Origin of the sequence: Pseudomonas sp. GL-RE-29, assembly GCF_019947275.1 — a bacterium.
GTDB lineage: Bacteria > Pseudomonadota > Gammaproteobacteria > Pseudomonadales > Pseudomonadaceae > Aquipseudomonas > Aquipseudomonas fluorescens_A.
Genome location: NZ_JAGYGD010000032.1, coordinates 1 through 13755, shown reverse-complemented (window position 1 = coordinate 13755; position 13755 = coordinate 1). Strand labels below are relative to the sequence as shown.

The following is a 13755-nucleotide window of genomic DNA, read 5'->3' as shown; positions in this document are numbered from 1 at the left end:
GGTCGCCCGCGTGCCACGACTACAACTTGATACGCTCGACCTTGCCGACCAGCAAGATGTAGGAAAGCGCACCAATCAACGCCAGAACCGAGATGTAGGTAATTGCCGGGGCAAACGAATCACCGCTGGCGAGGAAACCGATGACGATGGGCGTGGCGATGGCCGACAGGTTGCCGATGAAGTTGAACACGCCACCGGTCAATCCCAGCAACCGCGCCGGTGCGAGGGTGGAAACCAGCGACCAGGTGATCGAAGCCAGGCCGTTACCGAAGAACGCCAACGCGAGGAAGGCAATCACCAGCGGCGTTGACTCGACGAAGTTGGCGCCGATGATCGAGGTAGAAATCAGCAAGCCGCTGATGATTGGCAACTTGCGGGCGAACCCTACGCTGTAGCCGCGACGGATCAGGAAGTCCGAGAAGAACCCGGAACACAGCACGCCGACAAACGCCGCGAGAAACGGCAGCGACGCCAGCAGGCCAGACTTGATGAAGTCCATGCCGCGATATTTCACCAGATAGGTCGGGAACCACGTCAGGAAAAACCACAGTGTCGAATTGAGGCAAAACTGGCCGAGGTAAATGCCCCAGAGTTTGCGCTTGGTCAGGACAATGCCCAGATCGGTCCAGCTGAATTTGGCTTTGACCTTGGCTTGTTCGGCCTGGATATCCACCAGCCCGCCGCCCTCGCGGATCAAATCAATTTCTGCGTCATTGGCGCCTTTGAAATCACGCGGTTCGCGATACACCGCGTACCAGATCACCGCCCAGAGAATACCCACCGCGCCGGTTGCGACGAACACCATGTGCCAGCCGAATTCGTGCTGAAGCCAGGCCAACACCGGCGTCAGAAAGGCCAGGCCGACAAACTGCCCCGAGGTGTAAAAACCGATGGCTGTGGCGCGCTCGCGTTCCGGGAACCAGGTGGTGACCACGCGGCTGTTGATCGGATACGCCGGTGCTTCCAGGGCACCAACCGCCATGCGCAGGACGAACAGCGCAATGAAGCTGCCGGCGAACCCGAGCATCACCGTGGCAATCGACCACAGCAGCAGCGCAACGGTGTAGAGGATACGCGGTGGCACCCGGTCCACCAGCCATCCGCCGGGGATCTGCATGGCGGCGTAGGTCCAGCCGAACGCGGAGAAAATCAGGCCGACGTGAATGGGGTCGATGCCCAGGTCGCTGGTCAGCGCCGGCGCGGCAATCGACAGGTTGCTGCGGTCCAGGTAGTTGATCACCACGGTGATGAACAGCAGCACCATGATGAAAAAACGCTTGCGGCTGGGCGCCGCCAACGACGCCTGCCCGGTGAGGGTTTGCGGTTGCATGGGGAGTGCCTCTTTTTATGTTTATTGAGGTCGTTCTTAGACTGGCGCTATCCCTGTAGGAGCCGGCTTGCTGGCGATGGCGGAGTGTCAGGCAACATCAATGCTGGATGATGCGCCGCTATCGCCAGCAAGCCGGCTCCTACAAGGATATTGCGGTGTGTCAGGTGGCACTCACCACTCGGCAAAGCTGCCATCGGCATGACGCCAGATCGGGTTGCGCCAGCGGTGGCCGACGGCGGCGCGTTCGATCACGTATTCCTCGTTGATCTCGATCCCCAGGCCCGGGCCGTTCGGGATTTTCACGAAGCCTTTGTCGTAGTCGAACACCCGTGGATCCTTGACGTAATCCAGCAGGTCGTTGCTCTCGTTGTAATGGATACCCAGGCTCTGCTCCTGGATGAACGCGTTGTAGCAAACCGCGTCCAGTTGCAGGCACGCCGCCAGCGCGATCGGGCCCAGCGGGCAATGCAGCGCCAGCGCCACGTCGTAGGCTTCGGCCATGTTGGCGATCTTGCGGGTTTCGGTGATGCCGCCAGCGTGGGACGCATCTGGCTGGATGATGTCGACGTAGCCTTCGCTGAGCACACGCTTGAAATCCCAGCGCGAGAACAGCCGCTCACCCAGGGCGATCGGCGTGCTGGTCAGCGGTGCCAGTTCTTTCAGCGCTTCGTAGTTTTCGCTGAGCACCGGCTCTTCGATGAACATCAGTTTGTACGGGTCGAGTTCCTTCATCAGCACCTTGGCCATTGGCTTGTGCACTCGGCCATGGAAGTCGACACCGATGCCAACGTTCGGGCCGACCGCGTCCCGCACGGCGGCGACGTTGGCCAGGGCCAGGTCGACTTTTTCAAAGCTGTCGAGGAATTGCAGCTCTTCGGTGCCGTTCATTTTCACTGCAGTGAAACCACGGCTGACCGCTTCTTTCGCTGCCCGCGCGGTGTCCGCCGGACGGTCGCCGCCAATCCACGAATACACGCGAATCTTGTCGCGCACCTGACCACCGAGCAAGTCGCTGACCGACACACCGAGCGCCTTGCCCTTGATGTCCCACAACGCCTGGTCGATACCGGCCAGGGCACTCATGTGGATTGCGCCGCCACGGTAGAAGCCGCCGCGATAGAGCACTGTCCAGATGTCTTCGATGTTGCGTGGGTCTTTGCCGATCAGGTAGTCGGACAATTCCTCAACGGCAGCAGCAACGGTGTGGGCACGACCTTCGACCACGGGCTCGCCCCAACCGGTGACGCCCTCGTCGGTTTCGACCTTGAGGAAGCACCAGCGCGGCGGAACGATGAAGGTGGTCAGTTTGGTGATTTTCATCTGATTGTCTCTCTTGTTAGATGCAGCGCTCGCAGCGCCAAAAAAGTCTTAGCGAAGGGATTTCCAGGCAGCGACATAGGCCTTGGCATTGGCCGCCACTTGCTCCGGGGTCATGCCCGGTTTGAACAGACCGGAACCAAGGCCGAAACCTTTGACGCCGGCGTCGATAAACACCTGCATGTTGTCCGGAGTGATCCCGCCGACCGGCGCCAGAATCGTTCCCGCCGGCAGCACCGCGAGCCAGGCTTTGACGACCGCCGGCCCCATCTGCTCGGCCGGGAACATCTTCAGCACATCCGCGCCTTCGGCCAGCGCCGCGAAGGCTTCGGTCGGCGTGGCAACACCCGGCGACAGGAACAGGCCGGCAGCCTTCGCCGCACGCAGCACCTTGGGATCGCTGTGAGGCATGACGATCACCTGACCGCCCGCGGCTTTCACCTGCTCGACCTGCTCCGGCGTCAGCACCGTGCCCGCGCCGATCAGGCAATCGGCGGGCAAGCTACTGCGCAGGATGCGGATACTTTCGTACGGCTCAGGGGAATTGAGCGGCACTTCGATGACGCGAAATCCGGCGGCGTACAGGACTTCTCCGATAGCCGCTGCTTCTTGTGGACGCAGGCCGCGCAGGATCGCGATCAGACCGTTTTGCGCCAGTGCTTGTTTAAGCATGTCAGGACTCCAGTCAGGTTTAACGGGATGGATTGGGCGTGACCAGGCCGGCGGCTTGCGCCAGTTGCCACAACCCGCGTTCGGTGGCTTGCTCGGCCAGGGTCACCCGGGCAAATCCGCAGGCATCGAGGGCGCGGCTATAACGCGTACAGAGTTGGGTGTTGCCGATCAGGATGATTGACGGCAGATGCACGCTGTTGCGTCGACGGCGCTGGACGCTGGCCAATGCCGACAATTCGTGGCCGATCATCAGCCCGGATAGATAATCCGGTTGCGCGGTGGCGCTCAGTTCACCGGTAAGCCCCAGGCTGCGGGCGCTGAATAAGGTCGACAGCACGCCGATTTCACCGTCCGCCGACAAGGCCACTTGCACGCCGCGATCGAAGGCTTCGCTATCGAACGATCCGCCGCGCTGCTGGGTACGCCCCAGAATGCTGTGTTCGCTGAGCACCGCAAAGACTTCGCCGGTCATGAAGGTGTCGAAATGGACGATGCAGCCATCGGTGACTTCCACCCATTTCGAATGGCTGCCCGGCAGGCCAATCAGCACGTCAGCGCCCGCCTCGCTCGACAGGTTTTGCAGCACGCCGAGTACCTGGGTTTCTTCGCCGCGCATCACGTTCGGCAGGCGCGAGCGTTGAATCACGCCCGGCACGATGTGCACATCAACACCACGAAGACTGCGTACGGTTTGTAGGGATTTTCCGAGATTGGCGACATTCGCCGGCGTATCGCAGTAGGCCGCTTCGCGCCAGCCCTGGGCGCTGCCAACCATGCCGCAGGCAATCACCGGCAAGTTTGGTTGTTCGTCGAGCCAGTCACCGCAAGCCTCGTCGAAGGCCAGTTCAAAACCGTCGGCGCATTCCCGCCCGGCGATGATTCGCGGCGCCTTGGGCAGCTGCATGATCCCCGACGACAGCGAACGCTGTTCGAGCACCTGGCCACCCGCGGCAAGTTTGTAAGCACGTAGTGAGGTTGTCCCCCAATCCAGCGCGATCAATTGCGCCCGCATCGCTTCACCTGTTCTGTTTTTTGGCAGTGAGTGAGCGGGACTATAAACCCAGATACTGGAAAATCTCAATATATAAATGTCACTCCCATATATCGGGATTTGTTTGTGCGCATAAAAAAAGATCGCAGCCTTCGGCAGCTCCTACATTGGAATGCGTTTCCTGTAGGAGCTGCCGAAGGCTGCGATCTTTTAAGGGCGATCAATTACCCGAAGCAAAATCCCGCAGCACGGCCCCATCCATGCGATACCGAACCCACTCTTCCTGCGGCTGCGCGCCCAGAGACTTGTAGAAATCAATGGCCGGCGTGTTCCACTCCAGCACGCTCCACTCAAACCGCCCGCAATCATTGGCGCAGGCGATTTTCGCCAGGTGCCGCAGCAGGGTTTTACCCGCACCGCCGCCGCGTTGTTCCGGGGTGATGTAGAGGTCTTCGAGGTACAGGCAGTTGCTGCCCAGCCACGTCGAATAGCTGAAGAAGAAAACCGCAAATCCGATCGGCAAGCCATCGCGCAGGCAGATCAGGCCGTGGGCGGTCGCGCCTTCGCTGAACAGGCTGCGCTCGATGTCGGCGACGCTGGCGATGACTTCATGGCGGGCACGTTCGTAGTCGGCCAGCTCCGTGATGAACGCGAGAATTTGCGGGGCATCACTGGGGGTCGCCGGGCGGATTTCGATCGTCATGGACATGCCTTGTCAAAAGTTGAAAACGCCATACTAAGTCGCCACAGAAAAACCTTTCAACTGCGGGAATTATTGCGACTTACTCCGGCCGGCGCTAACCCTGGCATCGCGAACCTCGGACCTAACATAGTCGCCTTGCGTGATAGATAAATGACTTGGGTATCTATCGGGTCAAGGAACCGCGTCATGTCCACTGCAACACCACCAGTCTCCGGCAAACTGTTCGGCTTGTTTTGCCTGGCCAGTTATCTGCTGTCGTTGTCCTACGGCTCGACCTTTTTGCTGTCGCTGTTGATCGGCTCGCGCGGAGGCAATGAGCACGATGCCGGCAGTGTCATTTCGACGGCGATGCTCAGCACTTTTGCGGCTGTGATTGTGTCCGGTCACTTGTCCGACGTGCTCGGTGCCGCGCGTTCAGTGGCGTTGTTCGGCATCTTGCTGGTGGCCGCCAGTCTGGGCTTCGCCTTGTCGCCAGGTTTCGGCCATCTGCTGCTGTTTTTCGGACTGCTGCTGGGATTGGGTTGGGGGGTGTTCTACACGCTTGGGCCGATCATCGTCGCGAGCCTGGTGACGCCCGCGCAACGGGCCAAATACTTCGCGCTGCTGTCGGGCAGCATGATGACCGGGATCGGCAGCGGCCCGTTGCTAGGGCGCGCCGCAAGCGCTCTCGGCTATCCGCTGACGGCGGCATTTTATCTCGCTGCGCTGTCAAGCCTGGTTGGGGTGCTGCTGTTCTGGCGCCTTGATCGACAACTGAAAAACGCGACGCTGCAGTCAACCGCAGTGTCGCGGATTTCCTGGCGTGCAACGGCTCAGGTGCTGTCGTCCAGGGCGGTGTTTGCGATCATCATGGTCGGCCTCGGCGGTTGCGTTTTCGGTGGCTTGTCGAGTTTCCAGACCAGTTACGCAGCGGCGCGCTCGCTCGACTATTCGCTGTTCTTCCTGGGCTTCATGAGCGCGGCGATCAGCAGTCGCCTGTTGATTGCCGGTTTCGTGGTCAAGCGCGATCCGTTGCGCGCATCCTGCCTGCTGTCGGGGTTGATGCTGGGTTCGATCCTGATGTTCGGTTTCGCGGTCAACGACGGTTTTAGCTACGTGCTCGCGGCGGCGATGCTTGGGGTTGGCTACGGCCTGACGTACTCCGTGATCAACGGCCTCGCTGCCAATGACGCACCGAACGGCACCACCGCGCAATCCTTGCTGCTGTTCAGCCTGTCGTATTTTATCGGCGTGTTTGGCTTTCCATTACTCGCCGGGAAAATCATCGTCGAACAGGGCATGGCGACATTGCTGCTCACCGTCATGGCGGTAGCCCTGTTCAACTGGCTGATCACCGTGGGCCGGTTGATCTGGCGTCGAGTCTGCACAACCAGGGCGTTGCAACGGGCCTGAACCGTTCGTCGTCGGTCAGGCACCAATTCGAAACGGGGGCGGACCAACATCAGGTAAGGACTTTAAATCAATGGAGACACCACCATGATCTCGTCCCGGTTGACCGCCCTCGCCCTCGCCGCCCTGCTGTCCCCGTTCGCCATCGCTGCAACCACCGCCGCTGGCACGGGACCGACCAACCCGGTCGAAAGCCCCAAAGCCCCTGCCATCCAAAGCGCCCCCGGCATAAACACCGACGGCACGGGCGTCGACAACAGCCTGCCACCCTCCACCGGCACCGACCCACGGACCCAGGGCAACGACACCGGCCGACAAGGTGGTTTGAACCTTCCAGACACCAAGACACCCGATAACGCCGGCCCTGGCGTGGGATCGAAAACCACAACGGGTGGTTCGGGCTCGGAAGGTGGGGCCAGCCAGTAATTCGCCGCAATACCTACCCATCGCCATGAAGAGGTAACCATGAACGTCGATAAAAACCTGGAAAAAGAAGTCCTGACCCGCCTGCTGCACGCCCACCCAAGTGGCCTGGGCAAGGAGGTCCTGGACAATTACCGGGGGGAGAAAGTCGTGGCCAGCACCCTCGCCACCTTGCAGGAACGCGGGCTGATCCAACATGGGCACGTGGTATGCAACGAAGCGGGCGAGCATACGCTGAACCTGCCGATCAAACTCAGCGCTGCCGGGGTTGAGGCGGCGCGCAAGCTGGATGCCTGACGGCGCTTCACATTGCCGGGCATTTAGCCGGGTTTTGTATTGAAGCTGGTGGACCTATCGCGAGCAGGCTCGCGCCTACAGGGGATTTGTGTCGGACACAGAAAATCTGTAGGAGCTGGCTTGCTAGCGATAACGATGGTTCAGGCGCCGAATATATTTCGGATCAACTCATCAACCTCAGCAGCCCCCGGCGAAGTTGCCGGCCCCCACCGTGTCACCGCCAACGCCGCAGCCGCATTGGCCCGGCGCGCCGCGTCAAACGCCGACAAGCCCTGCGCCAATCCTGCAACAAACACCCCAGCATGGGCATCACCGGCACCATTACTGTCCACGGCCTCGACCTTGAATCCCGGCACATGCCTGCGCTCTGAACCCTGGCTGATCCAGCAACCCTGCGGCCCGTCACGCACCACCATGAGCACCTCGCGCGGCAGGTACGCGACCAGTCGATCCAATGCCTGGGCGATGTCTGTCGCGCCGGTAATCTTCAGCGCTTCGACGCTATTGCTGGTCCACACATCGATGCGCGGCAGCAACGCCTGCATCAGTGGCGCATCCGGCGAATCCACCAGCGGCCCCGGATCAAACACCACGTTGACGCCTTCCGGCAGCATCAGCACCCAGTCCACCAACGGTTGTGCTTTACCCGCATGCAACAGGCTGTAGCCGCTGACGTAGACATAATCCCCCGCCTCGGCCGGCACACTGGCCAGGTCTTCAGCAGACAGCTCACCTTCGGCACCGATATAGGACACAAAACTGCGTTCGGCGGAGGCATCAGTGATGGCGACGCACAGTCCGGTATCGCGTTCGGCACGATCAGCAATGCCGATCTGGATGCCTTCCACGTTCATCGCCTCACGGGCCAAGTCACCGAAACGCCCAGTGCCGTGGCGACCAAGGTAAACCACCGGCAGACCGTTACGCTGCGCAGCGGCCATCACATTGAAGCCGCCGCCGGCTTCGAAACTGGCGGACTGCGCCAGCACGTCGCCACCCGCTTGCGGCAATTTATCCACGGCCATGACCAGGTCGATGATGACCTGGCCGGTGTGCAACATCTTAGGCATGAGCATTCTCGGTCAGCGCAGCACGACGATCCTTCGCCCCGCCGAGTACACAATAAATGCCACCGGCGACCACAAAGGTCACGATCCAGCCGAGGCCGTTATGGCCCAGCCATGAGTCGGACAGGAAGCCTTTGAACCAGACATTTTCTGCCGTGGTGCCGATGGTGGTGAAGCTGAAGCCCAGCACGATCGCCACCGCCCAGGCACCGAACGCGCGCCACTCGACGCCGCCGCGATACCAATAGGCGCTGCTCGGGCTGACGTCCAGCAGATCCTTGGGGCTGTAGTAATGACGGTGAATCAGGTCGACCACGAAGATCCCGACCCACGCGGTGATCGGCACCGCCAGCAGGGAAATGAAGGTGATGAACGGGCCGTAGAAACTGTCGGCGATCAACATGAAGTAGATCGAGCCGGCGAAGATCGCCACGATGTCGACCACCACAGCATAGACGCGCTTGACCTTCAAACCGAGCGTCAGCGTGGTCAGGCCGGCGGAGTACACCGACAGGTTGTTCGACAGCAGCAAGCCACCGAACGCGGTGATCAGGTAAGGCACGGCCATCCACGTCGGCAACATGTCGCGGATCGCGATGATCGGATCAGTGGCTTGGGCCAGGTCGTTGTTGCCCACCGACAGCAAACCGCCGAGGGTGATCAACAGCACCAGTGGAATTCCCGCACCGAAGGCCGCCGACGCCACCAGGCGCACGGCTTTGACGCTGCGATGCTGGTAGCGCGACATGTCCGCGCCGGCGTTGGCCCAACCGATCCCGGTGCCCGCCGCCATGGTGCCGACGCCGATGATCATGGCGCTCATTGGCGCAGGCGTAGCGTTGAACACCGCGCTCCAGTCGATGGTGGCGCAGAGGAAACCACCGACCAGAATGTTCAGCGCGCCGAACACGTAGGTCGCCCACTTCTGGATCACCAGCAGAGTGGCGTGACCGAGGCCAGACACCGACAAGGTCAGCAGTACGAAAATTGCGATGAACAGCAAGGTCAGCAGCGGCGCGCTTTTCGCTTCAACCGGCGAGCCGAACAGGATCGAACACAGCGACAGCAACACGAACGCGGCGGTGGTGGTGTTGACGGTTTCCCAGCCCAGGCGCGACATCAGCGAGACTAGGGTCGGGCCGATATTGCCGCGTACACCAAAGATCGCCCGCGACAGGGTCAGGCTCGGCGCACGGCCACGGCGACCGGCGATGGAGATGATCCCGACCACCGCGAAGGAACCGGCGGCACCTAGGATCGCAACAATGATTGCCTGCCAGATCGCCAAGCCGCGAAAAGCCACGAGCGTCGCGCCCAGCGGCAGGCCGAGAATGGAAATGTTGGCGGCGAACCAGACCCAGAACAGCTGCAAGGGGTGACCATTGCACTCGGCTTCCGGCACCGGTTCGATGCCACGGGTTTCCAGTTGCCCGGCACTCTGCCCGGCGTTTGATGTACTCATGAAAAATGCTCCTGTTGCCATTTTTGTGGTTGTGGCAATGACGCAAAACGATAAGACATTTGTGGCGAGGGAGCTTGCTCCCGCTGGGCCGCGAAGTAGCCCCAAAACCTGCGACAGTAGTGAGGCAGGCACACCGAGTCGTCAGAGTTTACGACTGCTGCGCAGCCGAGCGGGAGCAAGCTCCCTCGCCACGGGAAATCGGGTCGACCCTAAAATCAGCGCAGAGTCAGCAGTTGCTGTACCAAGGGCTCCAACTCAAGATCGTTCACCGCCTTAACAGTGTCGATCATCTCCACAGGCCAACTCTCAAGACCCAGGCAGGCCCCGAGCATCGCGCCAAGTATCGCCGCGATGGTGTCGGTGTCGCCGCCAAGGCTCGCAGCCATGCACAGCGCTTCGAAGGCGTTCATTTCGCCGATGGCCACTTGCTGGGCCAGGGCAAACGACACCACCACCGATTCCTGTGATGCCACCGACGTGCCGATCACGTCGTACAGCAAATCGGCGAGCAATGCCTTGTCGCTGTCGACGCTGATGCTGCGCGCCCAACTGATGCGCGAAGCAATGCGCCCGCCAGCGACCCAGTGGCCATGGCTTTCGGCTTGCTGGGCGATTTGCTGGCCGAGGTTCAACGCCTCGCCCAGGTCCATGCCATTGATCCCGGCTGAAACCACCGCCGCCACTGCCGCTGCGCTGGAAATCCCCAGCGTGGTGTTGTGGGTGACCTGACAGGCCTGCACCACGGCCCTGATGAAACGCTCGGGATGGGCGACATCCGCGGCGATCCCTACCGGAGTGATGCGCATCGCCGCACCATTGGTGGTGCCGTAGCGCCCTGCTTCCTCCGGCGAATGACCAGCGAGGATCATTTCGATGGCCCGTTTGGTCGAGGGGCCGAGCAAATCTTGCGAGCCCTTGGCCTGCATCTCGGCTTCCCATTCGATCAGGCGTTGAGCAAGCAGCGCCGGTTCGATCCAGCCCTTGCCATCGATCAGCAACTGTCCGACCAGGATCGCCTGTTCGGTGTCATCGGTGATCGAGCCTTTGGGCATGTTGGCAGCGATCGGTTGATCCGGGCCGGCGTCTTGCAGGTCGGTGATTTCGCCGAAGCGCGCCTTGATCTCGGCGCGGCTCAGGGATTGGGTCGGCATGCCCAGCGCATCGCCGAGCGCCAGGCCGTAGAACGCGCCCAAGGCACGATTGAGCGCGGTCATTTCGAGTTTCCAAATTGCAGGTGCAGACGGAAGTGCACGGGATCGAGCAGGCTTTCCACCTGTTCCATGAAACGGTTTTGCCGGTCGTAGGTGGTGCGCAATGCTTTGAGGAACACCGTTCCGACCGGGCGACCCAACAGTTCAGCGTCTTCGGCGTTCAGCGGTTCGGCGCCAATCCATTGATCGCCGCGCTCACCGATATAGCCGTAGGCCGCCAAGGTGATGGTCAGAGAATTGTCGATCAGGCCGACACGCGGCAGGCTTTCCAGGCCTCCGCTGGCGGGCATCAGTGAACGTTCGAGGGACACCAGCGTGCCGTCATTGGAGCGGCGACGACGGTCGAGGGTGATGAATTGGTCGATGCCGAAACGTGACAGCAAGTCCGGACGGGTCACCGCCTCCAGCCGCAGCAATTCGGTGTTGACCAGCGCGCCGCTGTCGGCCAGGGCCTGGGCCCAGCCGCTGCGCTGGTCGAGCGCCACACCGTCGAAGGTGACGATGGAACCGACCCCGCTTTGCGTCGCGATGTAGTTGCGCCGTTTCAACTCGGCCAGGGCTTCACGCAAAGTACCTCGGCTGACTTTGAATTCTTCAGCCAACTGATGCTCGCCCGGCAGATGAAAGCCGTCCTCCATAAGGCCGCTTTCAATGCGCCGGATGAGCTCGTTGACCACCCGTTGTTTCTTGTCAAATCGTACCTGTCTAATCATGTACAAATTGATAACCGAAACGGGTTGGGATCGGCAAGGACTATTTACGGCATATGGCCAAAGGGCTTGCTTGTGTCGAGCGCGATGTACAGGGCTCAGCGAGTTCGCGTTCAGGATCTATGCTTTCAAGCTGGCAGGAAACCACGGTGCCGCTGCTGCTGGTGGCATCCCCTAGGCAGACAGGATGATTCATGGTCTGGCTACGCCACCGCTAGGGGAACCGAACTTGAACGGGTCGGCGCCACGGTTCTCGCGGTTTTTCTCTTTGCGCGCCGCGTCCGGTGGGTGGATCATTTGTACCGTCAGGCTACCGTCTGCACCGGCGTAAACCACGGCACTGGCTCCACCGTCGAGGTAGCTGGCGATGGTGGCCAGGTTGATTTCCACCAGTGCGCTGCTGACCCCGGTATTGCCCAAGCGTCGTCCGATGTTGTAACCCTCGTCGACATTGCCCGGGTCGATACCGTGGCCGTCGGTATTCAGGCTGTGCAAGGCGTTGGTCAGGGCGAACTCTGCCTCCTGGTTGTCGGTGGTGTCGTAGAACACCCGCACCGGTTTCTGCCCTTCGGGTAGGGTATCCAGCGCCTGTAACCAGCCTGCCTGCAAGGCCCTGGCCTGCAGCGCCGGTTTTAGCCGTTTGCCGTTTTCATCCTGCATCGAGACCTTGATCGGGCGGTGCAAGTAACCCAGCACCGGCGCGGCGTCGAATTCTTTGACCTGGTGCTGGGCCCAGCGGATGGGCAACCAGGGCGAGGGTTGGAATTCTCCTGGTCCGCGGTTGCTGATGGTTTTCCAGAGGGTGGGGAGTTGGGATTGCCAGTAGGCGGTGGACATGGTGCCGGGGCCATAGGGGTGCTTAATACCCTCAGCGCGCTTGCCTTCTTCATATACTTTTCTGAACTTAGGCGAGTGTTCCCAATAAAACGCCCATAGCTTGCCCAAATCAGTACTTTTGTTCTGATTATCCTCACGCTCGTGGGTGGCATAGCGGCGAATATACCGATCCACCCGATCCGATCGGGTGACCAGCAACCCGGTCATGCTTTCGTATATCGTCGGGACGACTTGGCTGTTCTGTAACCCGGGAGTGCCTGCGACCCGCAAACCGTCTCGCGTGACGTCGCCATCCTCGCTCACAATCAAGGCCTGGGGCACTTCGGGGTTGTCATCAAAGAACTGGAACAATCGCTCGATCATGCCCTGAGCATGGGTTGTGTTTTCGGCGTCCTGCCACAAAAACAGCGTGACCCCGAGTGTGGCGGCATTGCGACCGTTAAGAATGTTACTCGCAGCCCCTGTATCTGACGGTTGCTTGGGCGGCGCGATGGAAAACACAGGGATTGGCCAATACGCTACTGACCCGTTCGCTGAATGTTTGAAGGCCACTCGAATGTTGATATCCCTGGTGATTTTCCGAGAACTCAAAGAAGAATCGTAGTCCTTGGGGTCACGTGAATAGATTGAAGTGAAGTTGTTGTTTGTTTTTTTGGTTTCTCGCCATATCGATGATTGATGCCAATCATCCACAGTTAGCCCTACTCCCCGGATTTCCAGCGCGTAAGTCCGCTCTTGCGTGGCCTGCTGCTCGGCGATTTGCGCCATGACGTTGGCTTTGTAAGCGGCAAGCCCCGCCTTTTCACTGGCCACGGCCTTGCCCCACCAATGAACGCTGAAGATGAGCAACATCGGACTCAAAATAGCTGCAATACCCCAGCGCAGTACCGGGTTCATGTCACGCAGCTCCATGTTGAGTTCCTGTGCCTTGATTTGGACGAGCCAGACGAAGCCAAGCCAAAGAAGCAGTAACATACCGGCTATAAGTAAGTAGCCTTTTAGTTTGGGTCTCAGCTGTCCATATTTTTGAGCCTTCATTTGATTACACCTTTTTCTAAAGGAGGCCCAATCAGTAGTGAAGGTGGGGTGATTGGTACCAAGTTGGCCGAGGGGAACTCCCCTTCCTGATAATAAAAATAACTCGCCTCTACCAACGCTTGAGCGTCGGTACTGAGGCGCGACCAACCCGGTAACTTAATGACGTAGTCGAACTGTTTTGTGTCCATCTTCCAATCCGCAATCGCCACCAACACCTCACGCATGAACGGATTATCGAGGCAGTGCGCCTGGCCAATGGCAATGTCCATCGCCGTCACCCAACGCTGGTTTTCCGGGCTGCGCAGAAT

General features: G+C 60.2%; 14 protein-coding genes. 3 read left to right on the top strand and 11 right to left on the bottom strand.

Annotation, left to right across the window (positions count from 1 at the left end; translation table 11 throughout):
• Positions 1-19: 19 nt before the first annotated feature.
• The 5 genes from KGB21_RS22665 to KGB21_RS22645 all read right to left on the bottom strand — a co-directional run bounded on the left by KGB21_RS22665 (position 20) and on the right by KGB21_RS22645 (position 5013).
• Positions 20-1330, bottom strand: a complete 1311-nt coding sequence (locus KGB21_RS22665) for an MFS transporter (RefSeq protein ID WP_223506783.1) — start codon at positions 1328-1330, stop codon at positions 20-22.
• 171 nt (positions 1331-1501) lie between these two features.
• Entirely contained in the window at positions 1502-2650 is a 1149-nt protein-coding gene (gene dgoD / locus KGB21_RS22660; protein WP_007903915.1) for a galactonate dehydratase, read from the bottom strand.
• Positions 2651-2698: 48 nt separating this feature from the next.
• On the bottom strand, positions 2699-3319 hold the full coding sequence (locus KGB21_RS22655; protein ID WP_034151064.1) for a 2-dehydro-3-deoxy-6-phosphogalactonate aldolase: 621 nt from the start codon (positions 3317-3319) through the stop codon (positions 2699-2701).
• 19 nt (positions 3320-3338) lie between these two features.
• Complete coding sequence (locus KGB21_RS22650) at positions 3339-4331, bottom strand: 2-dehydro-3-deoxygalactonokinase (RefSeq protein WP_034151065.1); 993 nt, start codon at positions 4329-4331, stop codon at positions 3339-3341.
• A 199-nt stretch (positions 4332-4530) separates the two neighbouring features.
• On the bottom strand, positions 4531-5013 hold the full coding sequence (locus KGB21_RS22645; protein WP_034151066.1) for a GNAT family N-acetyltransferase: 483 nt from the start codon (positions 5011-5013) through the stop codon (positions 4531-4533).
• Between the two features lie 186 nt (positions 5014-5199).
• On the opposite strand from KGB21_RS22645, the gene KGB21_RS22640 reads away from it, so the two are divergent.
• The 3 genes from KGB21_RS22640 to KGB21_RS22630 all read left to right on the top strand — a co-directional run bounded on the left by KGB21_RS22640 (position 5200) and on the right by KGB21_RS22630 (position 7122).
• Positions 5200-6405: an MFS transporter gene (locus tag KGB21_RS22640; protein ID WP_223506782.1), complete on the top strand. Its 1206-nt coding sequence runs from the start codon at positions 5200-5202 to the stop codon at positions 6403-6405.
• A gap of 84 nt (positions 6406-6489) precedes the next feature.
• Entirely contained in the window at positions 6490-6828 is a 339-nt protein-coding gene (locus KGB21_RS22635) for a hypothetical protein (protein WP_034151068.1), read from the top strand.
• A 39-nt stretch (positions 6829-6867) separates the two neighbouring features.
• Positions 6868-7122, top strand: a complete 255-nt coding sequence (locus KGB21_RS22630) for a hypothetical protein (RefSeq protein WP_034151069.1) — start codon at positions 6868-6870, stop codon at positions 7120-7122.
• Positions 7123-7262: 140 nt separating this feature from the next.
• On the opposite strand, the gene KGB21_RS22625 is transcribed toward KGB21_RS22630, so the two are convergent.
• From KGB21_RS22625 to KGB21_RS22600, 6 genes are all read right to left on the bottom strand, one after another.
• A complete protein-coding gene (locus tag KGB21_RS22625) occupies positions 7263-8192 on the bottom strand; it encodes a PfkB family carbohydrate kinase (protein WP_223506781.1) in 930 nt (309 codons plus the stop codon).
• A complete protein-coding gene (locus KGB21_RS22620; RefSeq protein ID WP_223506780.1) occupies positions 8185-9651 on the bottom strand; it encodes a purine-cytosine permease family protein in 1467 nt (488 codons plus the stop codon). The genes KGB21_RS22625 and KGB21_RS22620 overlap by 8 nt, the downstream gene beginning before the upstream one ends.
• A gap of 215 nt (positions 9652-9866) precedes the next feature.
• The gene (locus tag KGB21_RS22615) at positions 9867-10865 is read right to left on the bottom strand and encodes an ADP-ribosylglycohydrolase family protein (protein ID WP_034151071.1); all 999 of its coding nucleotides are present in this window, start codon (positions 10863-10865) and stop codon (positions 9867-9869) included.
• On the bottom strand, positions 10862-11575 hold the full coding sequence (locus KGB21_RS22610; protein WP_223506779.1) for a GntR family transcriptional regulator: 714 nt from the start codon (positions 11573-11575) through the stop codon (positions 10862-10864). Before KGB21_RS22610 ends, KGB21_RS22615 begins: the two co-directional genes overlap by 4 nt.
• A gap of 189 nt (positions 11576-11764) precedes the next feature.
• Positions 11765-13447, bottom strand: a complete 1683-nt coding sequence (locus KGB21_RS22605; protein WP_223506778.1) for a DUF2875 family protein — start codon at positions 13445-13447, stop codon at positions 11765-11767.
• Positions 13444-13755 (bottom strand): DUF3274 domain-containing protein (locus KGB21_RS22600; RefSeq protein WP_223506777.1); only part of this gene is annotated, 312 nt, incomplete at its 5' end. The genes KGB21_RS22600 and KGB21_RS22605, both read right to left, overlap by 4 nt.